At 60.7% G+C, this 20,052-nt stretch carries 19 protein-coding genes; 1 reads left to right on the top strand and 18 read right to left on the bottom strand.

Annotated elements, in window-relative coordinates; genetic code table 11:
* Window positions 1-11 precede the first annotated feature (11 nt).
* From ACMLHZ_RS01050 to ACMLHZ_RS01005, 10 genes are all read right to left on the bottom strand, one after another.
* Window positions 12-431 carry a Mini-ribonuclease 3 gene (locus tag ACMLHZ_RS01050; RefSeq protein ID WP_418665965.1) on the bottom strand — a complete coding sequence of 140 codons (420 nt, stop codon included), beginning with the start codon at window positions 429-431 and terminating at the stop codon, window positions 12-14.
* A 14-nt stretch (window positions 432-445) separates the two neighbouring features.
* Window positions 446-1,714 carry a GTPase ObgE gene (gene obgE, locus ACMLHZ_RS01045; protein ID WP_418665973.1) on the bottom strand — a complete coding sequence of 423 codons (1,269 nt, stop codon included), beginning with the start codon at window positions 1,712-1,714 and terminating at the stop codon, window positions 446-448.
* Between the two features lie 293 nt (window positions 1,715-2,007).
* Entirely contained in the window at window positions 2,008-2,670 is a 663-nt protein-coding gene (locus ACMLHZ_RS01040; RefSeq protein WP_418665964.1) for an ABC transporter ATP-binding protein, read from the bottom strand.
* Window positions 2,670-3,908: an ABC transporter permease gene (locus tag ACMLHZ_RS01035; RefSeq protein WP_418665963.1), complete on the bottom strand. Its 1,239-nt coding sequence runs from the start codon at window positions 3,906-3,908 to the stop codon at window positions 2,670-2,672. The genes ACMLHZ_RS01040 and ACMLHZ_RS01035 overlap by 1 nt, the downstream gene beginning before the upstream one ends.
* Window positions 3,848-4,999, bottom strand: coding sequence for an ABC transporter permease (locus tag ACMLHZ_RS01030; protein WP_418665962.1), 1,152 nt, complete (start codon window positions 4,997-4,999; stop codon window positions 3,848-3,850). Before ACMLHZ_RS01030 ends, ACMLHZ_RS01035 begins: the two co-directional genes overlap by 61 nt.
* On the bottom strand, window positions 4,989-5,933 hold the full coding sequence (locus ACMLHZ_RS01025) for a thioredoxin family protein (protein WP_418665961.1): 945 nt from the start codon (window positions 5,931-5,933) through the stop codon (window positions 4,989-4,991). Before ACMLHZ_RS01025 ends, ACMLHZ_RS01030 begins: the two co-directional genes overlap by 11 nt.
* 7 nt (window positions 5,934-5,940) lie before the next feature.
* On the bottom strand, window positions 5,941-7,098 hold the full coding sequence (locus ACMLHZ_RS01020; RefSeq protein ID WP_418665960.1) for a hypothetical protein: 1,158 nt from the start codon (window positions 7,096-7,098) through the stop codon (window positions 5,941-5,943).
* 688 nt (window positions 7,099-7,786) lie between these two features.
* Complete coding sequence (gene rpmA / locus ACMLHZ_RS01015) at window positions 7,787-8,038, bottom strand: 50S ribosomal protein L27 (protein ID WP_177563558.1); 252 nt, start codon at window positions 8,036-8,038, stop codon at window positions 7,787-7,789.
* Window positions 8,039-8,057: 19 nt separating this feature from the next.
* On the bottom strand, window positions 8,058-8,369 hold the full coding sequence (rplU, locus tag ACMLHZ_RS01010) for a 50S ribosomal protein L21 (RefSeq protein ID WP_418665959.1): 312 nt from the start codon (window positions 8,367-8,369) through the stop codon (window positions 8,058-8,060).
* Window positions 8,370-8,515: 146 nt separating this feature from the next.
* A complete protein-coding gene (locus tag ACMLHZ_RS01005; protein WP_418665958.1) occupies window positions 8,516-9,439 on the bottom strand; it encodes a response regulator transcription factor in 924 nt (307 codons plus the stop codon).
* Between the two features lie 289 nt (window positions 9,440-9,728).
* Between ACMLHZ_RS01005 and ACMLHZ_RS01000 the strand changes: the two genes are divergently transcribed.
* The gene (locus ACMLHZ_RS01000) at window positions 9,729-11,354 is read left to right on the top strand and encodes an amidohydrolase (protein WP_418665957.1); all 1,626 of its coding nucleotides are present in this window, start codon (window positions 9,729-9,731) and stop codon (window positions 11,352-11,354) included.
* Window positions 11,355-11,512: 158 nt separating this feature from the next.
* Here ACMLHZ_RS01000 and folD read toward each other — a convergent pair whose 3' ends face one another.
* The 8 genes from folD to ACMLHZ_RS00960 all read right to left on the bottom strand — a co-directional run.
* Window positions 11,513-12,367, bottom strand: a complete 855-nt coding sequence (folD, locus tag ACMLHZ_RS00995; protein WP_418665956.1) for a bifunctional methylenetetrahydrofolate dehydrogenase/methenyltetrahydrofolate cyclohydrolase FolD — start codon at window positions 12,365-12,367, stop codon at window positions 11,513-11,515.
* Window positions 12,368-12,398: 31 nt separating this feature from the next.
* Window positions 12,399-13,697, bottom strand: a complete 1,299-nt coding sequence (gene lgt / locus ACMLHZ_RS00990) for a prolipoprotein diacylglyceryl transferase (protein WP_418665955.1) — start codon at window positions 13,695-13,697, stop codon at window positions 12,399-12,401.
* On the bottom strand, window positions 13,694-14,968 hold the full coding sequence (yfmH, locus tag ACMLHZ_RS00985) for an EF-P 5-aminopentanol modification-associated protein YfmH (RefSeq protein WP_418665954.1): 1,275 nt from the start codon (window positions 14,966-14,968) through the stop codon (window positions 13,694-13,696). Before yfmH ends, lgt begins: the two co-directional genes overlap by 4 nt.
* On the bottom strand, window positions 14,958-16,235 hold the full coding sequence (locus tag ACMLHZ_RS00980) for a M16 family metallopeptidase (protein WP_418665953.1): 1,278 nt from the start codon (window positions 16,233-16,235) through the stop codon (window positions 14,958-14,960). Before ACMLHZ_RS00980 ends, yfmH begins: the two co-directional genes overlap by 11 nt.
* A 23-nt stretch (window positions 16,236-16,258) precedes the next feature.
* A complete protein-coding gene (locus ACMLHZ_RS00975; RefSeq protein ID WP_418665952.1) occupies window positions 16,259-17,134 on the bottom strand; it encodes a M15 family metallopeptidase in 876 nt (291 codons plus the stop codon).
* A 185-nt stretch (window positions 17,135-17,319) separates the two neighbouring features.
* Complete coding sequence (locus ACMLHZ_RS00970) at window positions 17,320-18,006, bottom strand: DUF4340 domain-containing protein (RefSeq protein WP_418665951.1); 687 nt, start codon at window positions 18,004-18,006, stop codon at window positions 17,320-17,322.
* Window position 18,007: 1 nt separating this feature from the next.
* Window positions 18,008-19,447: a Gldg family protein gene (locus ACMLHZ_RS00965; RefSeq protein WP_418665950.1), complete on the bottom strand. Its 1,440-nt coding sequence runs from the start codon at window positions 19,445-19,447 to the stop codon at window positions 18,008-18,010.
* A gap of 18 nt (window positions 19,448-19,465) precedes the next feature.
* On the bottom strand, window positions 19,466-20,052 hold a 587-nt coding region (locus ACMLHZ_RS00960), incomplete at its 5' end, for an ABC transporter (protein WP_418665949.1).

The raw sequence follows: 20,052 nt of genomic DNA, 5'->3' as shown, positions 1-20,052 counted from the left end.
GGCCTTCTCTTTTACCCCTGCTGCTCCGCCATGGGGTCAAACTTCTGCCACAGCGCCTCAAACAGCTGCCCGATCCGCTCATTTTGGCCGGTGAGGTACAGCCAGCCCCACAGCGCTTCAAACCCTGTCGACGCCCTGTATTCCTGGGGGGTGGCATGCTTTGCCACGCTGGCCTTGCTGGCATTGCGGCCCCGCCGCAGCACAACCTGCTCCTCTTCGGTCAGCAGCGGTTCCAGGCAGGCCAGGGCGCGGTGCTGCCCCTTTGCCGACACGTATTTTACACAGGCCGCGTGCAGCTTGCCGGGCGCCAGGCGGGTGCGCTCCACCAGCCGCTGGCGCACCAGCAGTTCAAATACCCCGTCGCCCACAAACGCCAGGCTCAGGGGCGATTGCTCGTGAATATCCACCTGTGCGTCCACTTCAAACAGCACTCTCGTTTTCCCCTTTAGAAGATATAATCAAATTCGTACTCGCCGATCTTAATGGTGTCCTCTTCCTGCACCCCTCGCTCCACCAGCTCGGCCAGAATGCCGCTGTCGGCCAGCTGCCGCTGAAAGTATTGCAGGCTCTCGTAGTCGTCCACGTCGCTGCCCGCCAGGATTCGTTCCAGCCAGGGCGCGTCAATGGTGAATTCGTGCTCGCCCGTCTGCTCAATGCTGTAGCGGCGCTCGCCCACGTCCAGCGCCGCCGGCACAAACTCCGGCTCATACACCTGCACGGGGGGCAATTCCTGCAGCCGTTCCCACACAAGCCCCGGCAGGTTCTTGAGCCCCTGGTTCGTGGCGGCCGAAACGGGCAAAAAGGTCAGCCCCAATCCCTCCACATAGGCCCGGAACGCCTCGATCCGCTCCGGCGCGGCAATATCGCATTTGTTGCCCAGCACGATCTGGGGCCGCCCGGCCAGCTCGGCGCTGAAATTTTTCAGCTCTGCGTTGATCTTTTCAAAATCCTCCGCCGGCTCACGGCCCTCGCAGCCCGAAACATCCACCACGTGCAGCAAAAGACGGCAGCGCTCCACATGGCGCAAAAAGTCGTGCCCCAGGCCAACGCCCTCGCTGGCCCCCTCGATCAGGCCCGGAATGTCAGCCGCCACAAAGCTCTGCTCCTGGCCCACACGCACCACGCCCAGCACGGGCGACAGGGTGGTGAAATGGTAGTTTGCGATCTTTGGCTTCGCCGCGCTCAACACCGAGATCAGGGTCGATTTTCCCACGTTCGGGAAGCCGATCAGCCCCACATCCGCGATCAGCTTCAGCTCCAGGCGCACCTCGAACTCCTCGCCGGGCAGGCCGGGCTTCGCAAATTTGGGGATCTGCCGGGTGGGGCTGGCAAAGTGGGTGTTGCCCCAGCCGCCCCGGCCGCCCTTGGCCACCACCACCGGCCCGTCGCCCGAGATATCCGCAATCACAAGGCCGGTGTTCGCCTCCCGCACCACTGTGCCCCGCGGCACCCGGATCACCAGATCCGGCGCGTTCTTGCCGGTGCAGCGGGCGGCGCCGCCGTTTTCGCCCGGCTGCGCCGCGTACTTGCGCTGGTAGCGAAAGTCCATCAGGGTGGAAAGGTTGTCGTCGGCCTGAAAGATCACACTGCCGCCCCGGCCGCCGTCGCCGCCGTCCGGCCCGCCCGCCGCAACAAATTTTTCCCGGTGAAAGCTCACCGCCCCGTCGCCGCCCTTGCCGGCTTTGATGCTGATTTTTGCCACGTCCACAAACATTGCCATCTGCGTTTCTCCTTTATCGGGGTTTCCCTGTTAGTATGCCCCGCACAACAAAAGCCAGGCCGCATGGCCCGGCTTTTGCAAAACAATTTATCGCTTTCGTCCGGCCGCGCACCTTCGCAACCGCCGGCAAGTCCATTGATTTATAACTTATATTAGCATATTTCGTTCAAAAAGTAAACCGTCGTTTTTCCGTACTTCCCGCATGCTTCATATGCAAGGTGCCGCCTCAACCACTCCCTGTCCGGCTCCCATTCCGCGTTTTCAGTCTTCGTTGAACTGGTGCTTCTTCATTTTACAAGCCTTCCGTCGTCAAGGGTATAAAGTGCCGTACACCCGCCGGTCAATTCCATGTTGTGCGTCACCATCACAATGGTGATCCCCTCCTGGTGCAGCTTTTTTAAGATCCCCATGATCTCCCACGCATTCTGGGAGTCCAGGTTGCCTGTGGGTTCATCTGCCAAAATGAGCCGGGGCTCATTGGCAAGCGCCCTTGCAATGGCCACCCGCTGTTTTTCCCCGCCCGAAAGCTCTGCCGGCGGGTATTTAGCCCTGTGGGCCATCCCCACAAGCGCAAGCAGCTCGTTTCCGCGCTGTCTGCGCTTGGCCGCACAGGCGCCACCGTACCCCATGGGCAGGGTTACGTTATCCAGCACATTTAATTCCGAGATCAAATGGAACGCCTGAAATACATATCCGACCTCCCGGTTGCGGATCGCCGCGCGCGCATTTTGCGAGAGGGCGGTTACCTCCTGTTCCTGAAAATAGTAGCGGCCGCCCGTGGCGGCGTCCATTAAGCCGATAATGTTCAAAAGCGTCGTTTTGCCGCTTCCTGAACGCCCCACCAGGCAAACGAATTCTCCCTGCTTGATCGTAAGGCTGATTCCCTTCAGCACCTCTGTGGAAACGCCATGGCCTCTGTAGGTCTTTTTAACATCCTCTAATCGCAGCATCAGGTTTCACCTCGCAAAATGCGGTCCGGTTCAGCGGTATAAATTTTATGCAGCATAGGGGCAGCCGAGATGACCGTAACCAGGATCGCCGCCAAAATTGCCGGCAGGGCGGCGCTTGCATGTACCTGTATCTGCAGCATATGCTCCGGGTTGTTTGCCCCCCTCGTCATTGCATTGCCGGCCGCAACGCCGATTGCCGCACCCAAACCGCACACCACACCTATTTCAAAAAAGAGCTCCCCTGCAAGCGTGCGCCGTTTCGCCCCCATCGCCAGGCAGATCGCCAGCTCTTTTTCGCGCTTTTTCATAAAAAGCAGCATCAGCCCCGAAAAGCCGATCAGCAGTTCAAGGAACATCAAGACCCCCAGCTTTCCGGCAATGGACTGCAGCCGCAATCCGTCTGAAACGCTCCGTTCAAAAAATCGCTGTGGATATTGTATTTCGTAGGAATAGCTTTCGCCGTGGGCGCGGAGCAACGTTTCCTGGATCCTTCCCAGCTTTTTTTGCGCTGATTCCTGCCCGGCGATATCCCACTCCAGCATTGCGTAACCGGTTTTCGGCAGCACGGTATCCTTCCGCCAAACAGGAAGCAGGATCGCATCCTCCAGCGAAAAAAATGCGTTGACGCTGATGGGGAACACCGTGTCCCTTTCCCCTTCGAACCGTTTTGGAAGCGGCTCCAGGGGGAAAGTTTGACCGTTCAGAGCCAGCGAGTTTTTATCAACAGTGCACATTTTCCCCAAATCTGCCTGCACCCCGCTTTGCAGCAGATCCATTGCACTTCTTCCCGCCAGGGCGATCGCCTCGCCTTTGCCGAATTCAGGTTGACCACAGTAAAGCAAATAAACCCTTTTTACCTGTCCATTTTGCAAAAAGTCCAGGGGTTGCATCACTTGATATCGCATTTCCGCCTGGGGGAATTGCCGCTGCACATATTGGACGTCTTCCAGTGTGAGCGCAAGCTCTGTGCCGGCATTGCCCCCTGTGGGGTTGGGGGAGATACTCACGGTCGTGGAGGTGTAGTGTGTGTCGTAATAATTTTGCAGCCCCTGCACCGAAAGCGAGCCGTTGCGTGCGAATACCAAAAAGCTTACGCCCAGCGCAAATTCCAAGATCAAAAACAAATATGCCCCCGCGTTTCGCCGCAGTTTATTGGATACTTTTTTTAAAAGGAAACTCATACCTTGCCCGCCTCCCTTTGCAGCACTTCCACGATCGGCAACCGGATCGCGCTCCAAAACAAAAGAAGGCTGGCTGCCGCGCAGGTTGCCCCGGAAAGCGCCGCCGCTGTTGCCGCCACCACCTCACTGCGGTAATAAAATGCGCTGAACCCCAAAAGGTCCAGGGCGGCAGGCAGCGCAAGCAAAGCCGCCCCGCTTGCCAAACAGGCCATTCCCAGGTTTTCGGTCAATATCTGCGCAAAGATCTGGCTGTTTTTTGCCCCGAGCGCGCGCTGGATGGCATACAAATACTGCTTGGTATCAAACTTGCCCTTCAAAATCAAAAAAATGTTGGTGGCGGCAAACAAAAATGCCACAACGGCGGCGATGGCGTATACCCTTATGGAATCGTTTGTATGCTTCAGCCTTTGCGCCTGCTCCTGTTCCGCCGTTCGCACCAGGTGGATCTGCGCCTCCCGGCCGGCTTTCAGAAAAGCGATCTCGCAATCCGCACTCTGCAAAGGGGTGTTTGTAACGCAGTAAACACTCTGCTGCTGCAAAACGTTCGGCCGGTCAAAAAAATAAGTTTCCATGGGCACAAGAACGTCCAGCTGGTTTGCGTCCAGCGCGGCGACCCCGATCACCCGGCAGGGGATGTCGCGCAGGGTTATGGAATCGCCCACCCGGATCCCCTTCTTTTTTGCGGTCACCTGCCCCACCACGCACATCGCGGGAGCGGTGTTCAGTTCCTCCGGGGTAAAAAAGCGCCCCTGCGAAATTTCCACCTCAAAGATCTGTGTAACCTCGCCGCACAGCGCCTTCACCTCAAGCTCTCCCGCCTCCGGCGTTTCGATCGCCTCCACCTGCGAGTCGGCGGCAATGGCTTCTGCCCGCAGCTCGTCGCGCAGGCCGTCCATCTCCTGCGGCCGCAGCGGCGTATCGGTAAAATTGCACAGGCTGAGCTGTTCCAATTGCGAAACGGCATAGCGCGATCGGCGCGTTTCCACCCAGTTGTTGATCAGGGCCGTGCAGCAAACGATCACGGTCATGGCCAAAAAAAACGAGACGAAAACAATGCCGTTTATCCTCCACATGCGCGCCGCAAGCTTGAACGACAGCGCAAACGGGTAGCTTGTGCCGCCAACCTTTCGCTTTGTTCTATGATCCATTTTGCCCCTGCCCCGTTGTTTGCCCGCCAAGGGCCTGCAGCAGCGCCGCTTTCAGCCCCTCCTGCGAAGTTTGGCCCACGATCAGCCGCTTATCGCCTTGAAACACCACAAAGCTTGGATACCAGCGAATACCATAAAGGTGCGCCAGAACATTCCCGTGATCCACCTCGCCTTTTTGTTTCTCCGGCACATTTTGTTTGTCGCAGTAAATGGTTTTTATCTCGATTCCCTGCTGGGCTTCAATATTTGTTACGATTGGCGCCGCCGCCTCGCAATCTTTGCAGCCTATCATCGAAAATTCCACCATTCTAACCTGATCTTCCTTTATTTCACCGGTAAAGCGTTCCTGAAGATATGTATCCGCCGCACTTTGCAGATCCTCCATTTCAATTGTGTCCAGGGCCATAAATTTTTGCATCAGTTCATCCATGCTTTTCCCCACAAAAACGGCCTCGGCCTGGTCATTCAAAATGTAATAGCGTGGCAGATCCCCCGCCAAAGGCGCCGTTCCGCAGCTATGGTTCTGTGTTTCTTCAATTGGCGTTGCGCTTAAGATGTCCCAGGGGATCTCGTCTTGCCACAGCAAAATCACATCGGCAAAATCCCCCTTTAAAATACAGGTAAGCGCCCCAATGGCGTCAGCCTCTTCAACGCAGGATCTGCAGCCGGCCGAAAGTAAAAATGCGGCCGCATACTCATTTTTAATTTCGGGGAAGCTGCATTTTCTCCCCTTGCAATCCACCAGCTCTAGCTCTGCAAAAGAACCGCCATACTCCACAGATTCCCGCACCGGTGCTTTCGGGCCAGCGGCGGGTTTTTCCGCCAGGCGCATCGCCGCCGCGCCGGCCAGCGCAGTGACAAGGCATCCCGCAAGGAAAACCAGCGCCATCATCCATTTGCCCCTTTTCGATCCGTCCGGCGTTGCCTGTTCCATAGCCCACCTATCCCTGATCCTTCCTGCGTGAGATCACATAAATATTCGAATTTCCTTCGCCCGTCACATACATGGTCCCGTCCTCCCCCTGCGCCACATAAGAGCTGAAATGGCTTTGCAGCGGAATTTCTGCAATCGTTTTTTCAAAAACGCCGTCGGCATCAAATTGCAGCAAACGGCCCACGCTCTCTGAAAACACCAAAAATCCGTCCTGGGTCGCCAGCAGGGAGGACCCGGAAATGCCAAAGGGCAGCTCGGCAATTTTTGTCATCTGCGTCGGCTGCGCGCTGAACAGATGGTTGTTCCCACTCCCCATACCGCCCTCCACAAAAAGATGAGGATCCTCGGGAACCGGGCCTTCTGTGTAGGATGTACCGAAATTCAGCGCGTACACCTTGCCCTCTTTCTCAGCCAGGGCGGCGCAGCAGTTCTCGCCGATGGGGGTGGGCTCACCCTTTTGGCCCCTGGGGTAGCAGTATAGCCTCTGCGAGTTCACGTCCATTCTGGAGAGGTACAAATTCCCCGCTTGGTCATACGCAAAATTATAAAAGTCGCCATATTCTGATGGACGTATCAGCTGAAAGCTCTGCTGAAATTCGAGCCGCTCGTTTAACACCTGGATCCGGTCGTTCCCACCGTCCAGCACATGGATATTCCCCTCAAAATTCAAGATCGCGCTGGGGCGCAGGAACTCTTCCTCTCCGTTCCCTATTTCCCCCACCGTTTTTATCAGGTTTCCTTCCTTGTCCAGCACCGCGATCCGGCCGCTTTGGCCGTCCGCCACAAGAAGGTCGCTTTCCCGTGCCAGGATCCCCCGGGGCGCCGCGACCCCGGTGGCCTCGCTGGGCCACACGGTCACCTCGTATTCCCCGTTATCTGCAAACGCTTCGCTCGGCAGCCCCAACCCGTTTGCGTTGCAAAGTTCTTCATATTCTTTCCAGGATAAAAGAGCCGGGATATTTCCATCCCCTTCGACGGTTCCCTCCATTCCCGGCAGCTCCAGCAGGCCGTCCTCGTTGGTATACTGGCCGTTCGGCAGCACGGGCGTGGCTTTGCCGCCCGTTGAACTGCCAGCAGATGAAACGACTGCCGATTCATTGCAGGCGGTCAAAAACATAAGCGCCAGCACCATTGCCGCGCCCAGCGCGCACCATATCTTTTTCATCATTTTCTCCCCTGATATAAAAGTGCCGCGGCAAAGCCATCGCATTTTGCCGCGGTATTCGTTCCGCTTTTATCCAGCAGGTCCCGCCGCAGCCTTAGCGGCAGCAGCCGCCTTCCCTTTTGACCTCCGCAGTGTGCTGGTATGTGCTTCCGTCATCCCGATAGCAGGTCTGAACCATATGATCTGTTACTTCATCTATATACGGGTTCGGATTTCCCACGATGGTACATACACGGTTAGGGTCGCAGCGAGTAGTCGTACTTCTAACCTCCCACGGGCCACAATACTCACCCGCAGAAACAGGCACAGCAAAAACGGCTCCCCCAAGCGTCAATACGCAAAACAACAACACGAGCTTCCTTTTCATCTGCTAAGCCTCCTTTTTGCATCTCATCCAGTACCGAATGCTTCCCCTGTCTGTGCCTTTTTACATCTCCATTCATTTTCAAGTCGTTTTTGTTTTACATTTCCATAATATACCTCAAAATACATTTTTTCAATGGATTTATGTACTTTTGCACAAAAAATTTGAACAAACATCCCTTTTAATATTTGTTATAGTTTATCTTTATTCAAGCGTGGATCAAACTTCACAGCACAAAAAAGGCCCCGGGGAATTTCTTCCCTGGGGCCCTATCTTTCATCCTGTCACTTTTTACCCAAGCCTTGCGGGCTTCGGTTTACAGCCTCACTGCTTGATGCTGACCTTTTTGCGGTCCTTGCCCACGCGCTCGAAAGCGACCTTGCCGTCCACCAGGGCGAACAGGGTGTCGTCGGTGCCGCGGCCCACGTTCTCACCGGGGTGGATGTGGGTGCCACGCTGACGGACCAGGATATTGCCGGCCAGCACAAACTGACCGTCGGCCCGCTTCACGCCCAAGCGCTTGGACTCGGAATCGCGGCCGTTTTTGGTAGAACCTACGCCTTTTTTATGTGCCATTGTGTTACACCTCCGTTACTTAACCGTTGATAGCGGTGATCTCGACCTTGGTATAGGGCTGACGGTGACCCATGTGGCGGGCACTGCCCTTTTTGGCCCGGTACGTGATGATGTTCAGCTTTTTGCCCTTGCCATTCTTTACGACCTTGGCCTCCACGCTGGCGCCCTCCACACGGGGGGTGCCCACCTTGGTGGCGCCCTCGCCGCCCACGGCCAGAACGGAGTCGAACTTTACGGTGTCGCCTTCGGTGACTTCCAGCTTCTCGATGAAAACCACGTCGCCTTTTTCAACACGGTACTGTTTGCCACCGGTAACGATGATAGCGTACATAATTTTGCCTCTCTTATACAAGTCTCGCTGGGCTAGTAGGCGGGTGGATGTTTCACACCTCTTAGCTGCCCAAACCATGCGGCTTTAATACTATACCACAAACCCGGCGGCATTGCAAGCGCTTTTTCCAGCTTTCCTGCGGTTTTTCAGGCGTTTCTCCCCTGCCGCACCGCGTCGGCCAGCTGCGCCCGGTCGCCAAAGCCGGTCTTTGCAAAAATGTTGTGGGTGTGGGCCTTCACCGTCCCCACCGAGATATACAGCTGCCGGGCGATCTGCTGGTTGTTCATCCCCGCCAGCAGCAGCTCCAGCACCTCGCTCTCGCGCCGGGTCAGGCTGTAGCGGGCGGCAAATCCTGCCGCCTCGGCCTGCATCCGCACCGCACCGCCCTGTTCGGGCACCGGTGCGGCCAAAATGCGCCGCACCGCCCACACAAGGCACGCGCCTCCCAGCCCCAGGCTCATAATCTCAATGCTCGCCCAGCGCTGGCCCAGGGTGGGCCACAGGCCCGCCAGGGGGTTGCCGCCCAGCACCCAGGCCAGGTTCTCCACCCCGTAAGCCGCAAAGCAGCCCGTCATCCACACCAGCACGCCCCGCAAAAAGGGCCGCGGCCGGCCGCCGGACCGCAGCCTTAAAAGCCCCCGGGCCGCCACATACATCCCCACACAGGCCAGCAGGCTGTAAAACACCGCCGTGGAAAGGGGCGTCATGGGCGCAGCGCAGATGGCCGCGCACACCGGCCAGGCCGCCAGCCAGGCCCCCCATTCCCACCTTCGGGCCGCATCCTGCAGCGCCGCGGCGGTAAAGCCCCGGTAACACAGCATGGTGGCCAGAAACAGCCCCACCTGCAGCAGCGCCTCGGAGTACAGCGTGGCCCGATAGTACCGCGCAAACCCCGGCACAAACTCGCCCAGATACACCAGCACCGCGTCGGCCAGGTAAGCGCCGAACGCGGCGGCGGCCCAGCCGAACATGGCCTGCCGCTCTCTGCGCCAGAGCAGCAGGAACGCGGCGGTGCACAGCAAAAACAGCGCAATGAGCAAAATATTGTAAAAAAACAGCAGATATGCCACGCGCCATTCCCCTTTCCTGCGCGCATCGGCAGTTCCCGCCAAATGCGCTCCTATGGCCATTATACCAGATGAAAGCGCCGCTGTATAGCGTTCTTGCCGGAATATTCACTTTCGTTTTGTGCAAATTTGTTAGTTTTCAAAAAGTTTACGCGGATAAACTATCTCCTTTCCATAAAATAAACCGGTGGGTTTATTGCGGGCGCCGTCCCGGGTGTGCTATGGTAAAACCAACGGCGGGCGGCCGCCTGCGCCGCCCGGTTTTTAAAACATGCAAAGGGGATACGAAACAATGAATGCAGACCTCATCCTGAAAAGCAATTCTATCTTTTTGGGCAAAGGGCAGCCCATCAGCGGCGTCGTGGCCGTGGCGGGCGGCCGCATCGCCTACGTCGGCCCCGCCGACCAGGCCCCCCCGCTCATCGGCCCAAACACCCGGACCCTTGAATTGGGCGACCAGCTTGTAATGCCGGGCTTTCACGACGCGCACCTCCACATCCATATGGCCGCGCTGATGTTCAGCAAATACATGTTCATGATGCTGGAGAACACCAGCGAGCAGGACTGCATCGAGCGGATGCGTCCCTTTGTGGCCACCCGCCCCAAGGGCGCCTGGGTGGTGACCTGCGGCTGGTATCTGCCCTTCTGGGGCGAGGGCGCGGCCCTGCCCACCCGTGCCAGCCTGGACGCGGCGTACCCCGATTGGCCCGTCTGCATGAGCAGCGGCGACGGCCACACTGCCTGGCTGAACAGCCGCGCTCTGGAAACCCTCGGCATCACCGACGACACGCCAGACCCCGCGGGCGGCGAATTCGTGCGGGATGAAAACGGCCATCTGACCGGCGTCGCCAAGGAGATGGCGGGCACAAAGGTCTACGCCCAGGTGCTCAACGGCTTCACCGAGGCCGAGATCAAGGACGCCTACGCCAGCCTGTTCGCCCAGTTCCGGGAATACGGCATCACCAGCGTGTGCGATCTGGGCGCCACCAGCCTGCCGGGCGCGGACCTTCTGCACCCCGAGCTGCTGGAAGAATTCCTCGCCGCGGGCAAGCTTACCTTCCGGGCGCACCTGTTCCCTACCATGACCAAGGATATGGCCCGCCCCAAAATGATGCGGGAAAAATACACCCATCCAAAGCTCTGCTGGCGGGGGGTAAAGCAATTCCTCGACGGCGTTTCCAGCACCCACACCGCCTACCTCAGCGAGCCCTACACCAACGCCCGATATCCCGGCGACCGGGGCCAGCTCACCGTGGCCGAGGCCGACATGGACGAGCTTGTGTACCTGGCCAACAAAAACGGCATGAGCATGCGCATCCACACCATTGGCGACGGGGCCATCCACGCAGGGCTGAACGCCTACGAAAAGGCGCAGAAGGCCCTGGGCAAAGACCCCGCCATTCAAAACACCCTGGAACATCTGGAAAACATCCAGCAGGGCGACATCCGGCGCCTGGCCGGGCTGGGCGTAATGGCCAGCATGCAGCCTGCTCACTCCATGATCGACCCCGCCGGCATCGAAGCCGACCTGGGCCTGGAGCGCACCAAGCTGATGTGGGCCTTCCGCGACATGCTGGACGCCGGGGTCCGCCTTGCCTTCGGCACGGACGTTCCCACCGCCGCCCTGAACCCCATCGAGAACGTGTCCTATGCAGTGACCCGCCAAAATACCCAGGGTCTGCCCCAGGGCGGCTGGGAATATCACCAGCACATCAGCCTTTCCGAGGCGCTGGAAGCCTACACCTACGGTTCGGCCTGCGCGGTGCGCCGCCAGCACGAGCTGGGCACCCTGGCCGAGGGCATGCTGGCCGACATCACGGTCCTGGACCGCGATCTCTTTGCGGTCCCCGCAGGCGAGATCAAGGATGCCCAGGTGGCCCTCACCATCCTGGACGGCGAGATCGTGTACCAGCGCTGATCCTTCCTGCGCGCGGCTCCCTTCCGGGGTAAATTGCGCGCCCGGCCCTTCTTCCCCGCTGTTCCTTCTCTTTCCAAAAGGCCCCCGGCTGCGAAACAGGTTCGCAGCCGGGGGCCTCTCGTTTCGGGGTGTTTTTCAGGCAGGCCTCAGGCGCCCGCTCATGCCCTCGCCTGCATCCGCGCGGCCTGCACCGTGTTCACCAGCAGCATGGCGCGGGTCATCAGGCCCACGCCGCCGGGCACAGGCGTGATAAACGCCGCTTTTTCGCTGGCCGCGGCAAAATCCACGTCGCCGCACAGCTTGCCCTCCGCATTCCGGTTGATGCCCACGTCGATTACGGTGGCGCCCGGCTTCACCATATCGCCGGTCACAAAGCCCTCCCGGCCCACCGCCGCCACCAGAATGTCCGCGCTGCGGCACAGCTGTGCGAGCCCCTGCGTGCGGGAGTGGCACACCGTAACGGTGGCGTTCTCACGCAGCAGCAGGATCGCCGCGGGCTTGCCCACAATGTTGCTTCGGCCAATCACCACCGCGTGCTTGCCCGCAAGGGGCTGGCCGGTGCTTTTCAGCATCTCGATACAGCCCGCCGGGGTACACGGCAAAAAGCATTCCTCGCCGATCACCATGCGCCCCACGTTCACCGGGGTAAAGCCGTCCACGTCCTTCTCCGGCGGGATCGCGGCAATCACCGCCCGCTCGTCAATGTGGCGGGGCAGGGGAAGCTGCACCAGAATGCCGTGCACCGCGCCGTCCGCCGCCAGGGCCGCCAGCCGCTCCAGCACCTGCTGCTGGGTGGCCTCGGCGGGCAGGCGCACCAGCAGGCTGCGGATGCCGCACTCCTCGCAGTCCTTCTGCTTGCCCCGCACGTACACCGCGCTGGCCGGGTCGTCCCCCACCAGCACCACCGCCAGGCAGGGGGTGACCCCCTGCCGCTTCAGCGCCTCGGTTTCCCCTGTCATCCGTTCTTTCACCTGTGCCGCCAGGGTCTTGCCGCTGATGATCTGTGCCGCCATCGCCGTATCCCTCCCTTTTTTGGTTGTGGTTTTATTTCTGTTTTGGCTGTTCTCCGGGCGCCTGGCCCGCTGTTTCTTCCGCGGTCTCAGGCCCTGCGTCCGCATTTGGTTCCCGGTCTGTTTCCTGCCGGCCTTTTGCAGGCTCCGGGGCTTCCGGGGCCTGCCCGTCCGCGTCCTGAGCCGCATCGGTTTCCGGGGCCTCTGGCGCTTGTGCCGCGCCCTGTGCGGGCTCTTCGCTCTTCGCCGCAACAATCACCGCCAGCGGCGCGCTGCCGTCCTGTCTTTTCGCTTCTACCGCCTTTTGGGCGGCCTCCACGGCTTCCGGCACATCCGCGGCTTTCATCTCATTCAGCGCCTGTATGAACTCCTTGTGCGCAGCGCGGGCGGGCAGCCGCTTGGCGTGAACGCTCACCGTACCGGCATCCCCTGCCGCGTTCTTCGCTTTTTTCAGCACCTCGCCCGGCACCGGCAGCTCCACCTCCAGCGGCTCTTTGTGCTTTTTGCGCCCGTACACGATCAGCGCGATCCCCACCAGCACGCTCGCCAGCGCGATCACCTGGCTGGCCCGCAGCCCAATGCCGGGAATGATCAGCGAGTCGGTGCGCAGCCCCTCGATCCAAAAGCGCCCGGCCCCGTACCACGCCACATACAGCAGCGCGATCTCGCCGTTGAAGCGGCGCTTTTTCATATAGGCCCACAGGGCGAAAAAGCCCACCGCGCACCACAGGCTCTCGTACAAAAAGGTGGGGTGCACCGGCATGCTGGGGTCTACCAGCACCCCCTGCTCCAACAGTTCGCTCTGCCAGTAGGTCAGGTAGCTGCGGGTCCCCTCGCTGATCATGCCCCAGGGCAGGCTGGTGTTGCTGCCAAAGGCCTCCTGGTTCACAAAGTTGCCCCAGCGGCCGATCCCCTGGCCGATCAAAAAGCCCATGCTCACCAAATCAAAGGTCGCCAGCACCGGCAGCCTGCGCCACTTGCAGGCAAGCCCCCCAAACACTGCCGCGCCGATCACACCGCCGTAAATGGCAATGCCGCCGTTGCGGATGTTGATCATATCCCACACGCTCTCGTAGGGAATGGGCGAAAACGCCACATAGAACGCCCGGGCGCAGATCACCGCGCACACCGTGCCGATCAGGATCACATCCACCAGCCGGTCCGCGTCGATGCCAAAATCCACCGCGTAGCGGAAGGCGAAGATCAGCGCCAGCAAAAGCCCCCCGGCAATGATCAGGCCATACCAGTAAACGTTCAGCCCTCCCAGCGAGAATGCCACCCGGTTTATCTCAAATTCTAGCCCCAGGCCGGGAAACTGCACCAGATTCGTCATGCTTTGTCCTCCTTTTCGGGGCGGATGACCACCGTGGCGCTGCGGTCCTCGCACAGCATGCCCTGCAGCGCCTCATCCACCTCCGCCTTGGTCAGGCTGGCCAGCGCCTCGATCTCCTCTGCCAGCGCGCGCCGGCGGAAAAAGCTCCCCGCCAGGGCCGTGGCGGCATCCTCAATGTTTTCCAGGTCTTGCAGCATCTCGCCGTACATTTGGTTTTTGCACAGGGTAAACAGCTCCCCGTCCACCCCTTGTCCGCGCAGCCGCGCGATCTCGTCCAGCAAAAGCTGCCGCACCGTTTCCGGCTGGTCGGTTTCGCCGGTGAACAAAAAGCAGCAGCAGCCCTCCAGCAGCAAAAATTCCCCGTCAAAGCCGGGGTTCACAAGCCCCTCGTCGTACAGCCTGCGGTACAAGGGGGTCATGCCGCCGCAGATCAGTTCGGTCAGCATATCGCAGATGACCTCGGCCTTCGCCCCCTGCACCGGCGCCTCTTTAAAGCCCACCCCCAGGCACGCCTTTGCCAGCGGCATGCTGAATTCCATACGCTCCCGGGCCACCGTGGGCGGCTCCGGGCTCTGCAGGCGGCGCATGCTCACCGGCCGGGCAGGCAGCTTTGCCCGCTCACAGGCAGCCAGCACCTGTTCGGCCGTCACGTTTCCCGCCGCCGCCAGCACCATGTTGCCCGGGCTATAAAAAGCGCGGCAGCAGTCGTACAGCATTTCCGGGGTGATCTCGGCAATGCTTTCCACCGTGCCCGCAATATCATGCCGGATGGGGTGGCTGTGATACAGGCACTGGAACAGCGCGGTCATGATGCGCCAGTCCGGGCTGTCGTCATACATTTTTATTTCCTGGCCAATGATTCCCTGCTCCTTGGCAATGGTGGCCTCGGTAAAGTAGGGCTCTCCCACCATCGACAGCAGGATATCCAGGCTCTCGTCCACCTGCTGGGTGGCGGTGAACAGGTAGCAGGTCTTGTCAAAGCTGGTGTAGGCGTTGGCCGCGGCTCCGGTCTTTGCGTATTTTGCAAAGGCGTCGCCGTCTTCGCTCTCGAACATCTTGTGCTCCAAAAAGTGGGCGACGCCCGCGGGCAGATGCACCGCCTTGCCGTCCACCTCAAAATCCAGATCAATCGACCCAAAACGGGTGCCGTAAATGGCGTGCACCCCGCTGTAGCCCGGCATGGGCCGCACCAGCACGGTAAGCCCGCAGTCCAGCTTTATGGTTTCGCAGGCGGCGGCCCGCCGCACGGCTTGCATGGCGTCATTCTGCATGGGGCGCGCCCTCCTTTGCCGTAACAAGATAACTCACCGAGTGGGTAAAGCCCGCCAGCAGGCGGCGCACATCCTCCGCCGTCACTTCGGCCAGCGCGCTTGCCGCCTCCCCGGGCGCATGAACCCCCGCCCCCCGCAGGATCTCGGTGTAATACCAGTTTTCCAGCCCGGCCAGGCTGTCGCCCACGCCGTTCAGGCCCGAAAGCAGGCTCCGCCGCGCGTCCTCCAGCTCTTCCGGCTGGATGGGGCCGTTCACCAGGTCGTCCAATTCTTTCAATATGGCCTGCTCGGCCTTCTCCGTGTTCCCCGGCTCCACGCCGCTGTCCACCATCATGCAGGCGGTGGCGCTGGCAAACCGGCTGCCGCAGTAATAGCACAGGCTCTGCTTTTCGCGCACGTTTAAAAACAGGCGGCTGGTGGCCCCGCCCCCATACAGGCACATGGCCAGCCGGAACGCGTTCAGGTCTTCCGGGTCGGCGGGGGCGTTCCAGGTGAACATCATGCACAGCTTCGCCTGCACCAGATCCATCCGCTCCTCAAAGCGCTGTGCCGGCTGGCCGGGCAAAAACAGGTTGCCCGGCAGCTCTGCCGGGGCCCGCTCGGCCCCGGCCAGCTTTTCCAGCAGGGCGGCGCGCACGGCGGTCTCGTCAGCCCCCAGGCTTATCACGTCGATCTGGGCGGCGCTAAGCATCTCGCGGTAAGCGGCGGTCAGCGTTTCCGGCGTCACGGCGGGCAGGTCGGCAAGGTAGCCGTCCCGCTCGATCCCCGCCGGGCTGTCGCCGTAAAATTTGCGGCGGGCCTGCCGCACACAGTAAAGCCGCTTGTCGTTGATCTCGCTCTCAAGCTGGCGGGCCAGGGTCGCCTTTTCGATCCGCACCGCCTCCCTGCTGAAAAGCCCGTCCTCAAAATACGGCTCAAAGGCCACGCCAAACGCAATGGCCGCATATTCCGCCGAAAGGGCTTCCCCCTCCAGCGCATACCGGTCCTTAATGCCGGTAATGCTGATGCTCAGCACGCGGCTTGCGCCCTGCATACTGGTCTCCACCGTCAGCGCGGCGCCATACAGCTTTGCCAGCTTGCGGGAGAGGGCGGTCATGTCCGGGCAGGCCGCATAGCCCCGCTCCAGCACCAGGGGCAGCAAGGCGTGATCCGTGGCCTTTTCCCTGCTGGCGGGGAACCGAAAATGGATCGAAAGGCGGCAGCGGTTGAATTTTTCCGCCGGGATGGCGTTCAGGTGAACGCCGGGTGCAATGAGCTCACGTTGCAAAACAGTTTGTCTCCTTTTTGTGTTTATACGTTCTGGTCCAGGTATTCCTCCAGGCATTTGCCGCTGGCCGTAATGGCCTTTGCGTTTTCCACGCCCACGTAGCGGTAGTGCCAGGGCTCATAAATGATACCGGTGATGGCCTGTTTGTTTTCCGGGTAGCGTAGAATAAAGCCGTACTCCGGCGCATGCTCAAACATCCACTTGGCGGCGTCGGTATCGCCGAACGCGTCGTCCAGGTTCTGGTGCTTGGGGGTCACGATATCGGCCGCAAGCCCGGAATTGTGCTCGGAATATCCCGGCACCGCCACCACCTTTTTGGCCTCGTTGTAGGCGTCCTCTTCCGAGTAGCCTTTATCCAGCCACTTCTGCTTTTGCTGGGAGAACAAATTCTCCTGGTATTCCACCGTGCGGTAGCCCGAGCACAGCAAAAGGTCGATGCCCTCTGCCGCCGCGGCCTGTTTCATCTGCCGGTAAGCCTGGGCGGCCACGGCAGCCAGCTCTTTCTGGTTGCTCTCCTCGGCCACCTCGGTCTCAATGCTCCACCCCTCGGGCAGCGGCACATTGTTGTTCACCAGCGTCAATAGCCAGTCCTCCCCCTGCGGGTCCGCGGCAGGCTCTGAGGCGGGCTCCCCCGTGCTCACCCCTGTGCCCGCTGCGGAAGCCGGGGTCGAGGCCGGCTGCGAGGTGCTGGCGGGGGGCTTTGGGTCGCCGTCCCCCTTCCCCTGCACAAATTTCACCAGTTTGAACACGCCAAAGCCCGCAAGGGCAAGCACGGCCAGGCATCCCACTGCAAAAATAATGCGGTTGCGCAGAATTCTGCGCCTGCGCCGGGTGCGCGCGGTCGCCCGGCGGCGGCGTTCGGCCTCGCTCATATCGCGGCCCTGATACCCTGTCTGCATACTACATCCTCCCCATTGAAACATGGCCTGTTCAGCCCTGTAAAATACACGTTCATAAATAACTATTATACACGTTTCGCGCCTTTGTGTAAATCTCGAAACTGCAAACAAACTGTAAAGGCCGCAAAAGGCCCCGCCCCCTGCCGCGCCGCCGGGCGCGCAGGGGGTGGGGCCCTTCCTGTGTTCTATTTTTCGGAGGCCGCGCTCTCTGCCGTCTGCCCGCTTTGCGGGGCGTTTTCCCCCTGCCCGGGCGTCGGTTCCACATCCTCTTTGCCGGCCGTGTCCGCCGGTTCTGCCAGCAGGTCGCCCCTCGTTTTTTTCAAACTGTCCACCCGGCTGGCGGCCACCAGATACGCTTCGCTTTCCCCCTCCCTTTGCAGGTAGACCGAGCCGGTCACACCGTTCTCATCTCCCACCGCAAAGGTGTGGGTGGCCCCGTTCGCCGTCACCCAAAAGCGCAGGGTCGGTGTGTCAAGGCCGTATTCCTCGCTGGCCGCGCCCAGCGCCCGGTCAGCCTGCAGGCCCGCCAGGGCCGTGAGCATAGTGCTTACGGCGCCCTGATCCAGCGCCGTTTCCGGCTCGCCCTCAAGCTGCCATTCGCTCTCCGGCTCCGCCGCTCCATCCGAGTCTGCGGCCGCGCCGCTCCCGGCCTGCCCTTCCGGCAGCTCCGCTTTCACAAAGGTAAGCGTTTCTCCCGCATACTCAATGCCAAAACGCTCAATGTCCGCCGCCGGCCAGTCCGCCAGCGGGATACTTTCCTCTCCGGCTGAACGGCTCTCGGCCCCGCTCAGCCTGCCCGCAGCGAACACGCCCAGCGCCAGCGCCGCCAGCAGGGCAGCCAGTCCCAGCAATAATTTTTCTTTTGCTCTCATCTCACCGCCGCCTCCGCCGGATGGTAATGGCCGCGCCCGCGATCAGGCACAGCGCCGGCAGCGCAATGGTGGTCAGGTTGCCCCACAGGGCCGCCTGGCCCGCACTCACCACCAGCTGGTCGCCTGAAAGGCTTTTGGCCGCGATCAGCACGCCTGTATCCTGCCCGCACAGCCAGGCGGTGCAGCCCAAAACAAACTGGCTGTTGCCGCCCGCCACCTGCGCGTCGATGCCGGCGTTCAGCAGGTTCAGGCTGCCTACCCAGATCACCTTGCTCTCGGTCTCCCCCAGGGTCTTTGTGGCGGCCGCCGCCAGCGCAAAGGGGCCGTCGGTGTCGCCTTCTTCCTTTGCGGTGGTGGTCATGTCGTACCCGGCGGTCTTATTGTAGGCGGAGCTGGAGGTGTTGAGCAGCTTCGAAACACTCACATTCTCGGTTTCGCTCACCTCAATGGCCTGCGCCATGGGCAGCAGTACATACAAATCCTGCACCGCCTGGGTTGCCTCGTGGTATCCCACGTCCGGCAGCAGGTAATAGTCGTAGCCCCGGGCATGGTGGTTTGCGTCCCCCTCCACCACAAGGCCCGGCGTGCGCGCCAGGCCGTATTCGGCCAGCAGTGCGTCCAGGTTCGGCGTGGCCGCCGAGGCGTCGGTGAATACCAGCAGGCTGCCGCCCCCGTCCAGATAGTCCCGCAGCAGCTGCACGTCCTCGGCCGTGTAATCCACCGTGGGCCCCGCCAGGATCAGCGCGGCCGCATCCTTTGGCACTTCGTCGGCGCTCACCAGCGCCAAACTCTTCAATTCAATGTTCTGGGTGTTCAGCGCGCTTTCCAGGCTGGTGGAAAGCGCCGCCTCCCCGTGCCCGGTCAGCTGATACACCACGGGCAGGTCGCCGTTCGTTACGTAATACAGGGCGCTGGTGAGCTGCTGCTCACCGTCGAACAGCATGTCCACGCTGCCGGTGGTGTAGTAGTTTGAGTAATCGTATTGGTACAGCTCCCCCGAATCGATCACCTTGCTGCGTTCCCCGCACACCGCGATAATGCTGCCCTCGGCGGCGTCCTTCGCGCCGTACTGTGCGGCAAAGGTGGGGTACAGTGCAGGGTCCTTCTGTTCCCAGCGCACGTGCTTGCTCTCGCCGGCATAGCGGTCCAGAAACGCCGTCAGGTTCTTCTGTTCCTGGCCGGTCTGCGCCAGATAGTAAAAGGTGACGTCCTGCTCCACGCCCGCCAGCAGCTGTTTTGTATCCTCGCCGATCGAGTACACTCCGTTCTGGCTCAGATCAAACTGAGTGAATTTTTTCGGCAGCTTGCCCACCAGCAGGTTTACCAGCACCACCGCCGCCAGCACCGCCGCGGTCAGAACGCTGGCCATCGCTCCGTTTTTGAACACGGTCCTGCTTTGCTCCGCGCCCTTTCCGGCTTTTTTCAGGCTGAATCCTTTCATCCCGTTCTCCCCCTCCCCTTAGTTCCAGCGGCGCTTTTCCAGCGCCTGGCCGGTCAGGAACAGGAACAGCGCCGCCACGCTGGCATAATACACCAGCGCGCCCAGGTCGAACAGCCCGTTCGCAAAACTCAAAAACGGCTCAAACAGGGCCAGCGCCCCCATCACCGCGTTGAAAGCGCTTGTGAGGAACGCATTTTTGGTGCCCCAAAAAACAGCCAGGACCACACAGCCCACGGCAAATACCCCGCCGCCCAGCGCCAGGCTGCGGCTGCGAAGGCCGGCGGCCAGCGCGGCGGCGCCCAGGATCATGCCGAACACGATCAGGGCCAGGCCGCTGCCCGCGGTGAACAGGGTCTGGATACTGGGCAGAAGGTAGCTCACCAGCAGCACCCCAAATCCGCCCAGCGCCGCAATGATCTGATTTTCCGTCAGCGCGGAAAGGTACATGCACACCGCAATGCCCGCGGCCGCCATCAGCAGGTAAGCCAAAAAGCCGCTGTAGCTTGCCGCCAGGTCCGCGCCGCCCAGCGCCCTCATCAGCAGCGGATACAGCGCAAGCACCGCCACCGGCACCGTAAACATCGCCATCAGCGAAAGGTACTTGC

The organism is Allofournierella sp. (assembly GCF_048388525.1).
Classification (GTDB): domain Bacteria; phylum Bacillota; class Clostridia; order Oscillospirales; family Ruminococcaceae; genus BQOK01.
Note: the sequence above shows the minus strand (reverse complement) of the source record. Positions and strands in the feature narration are given on the sequence as shown.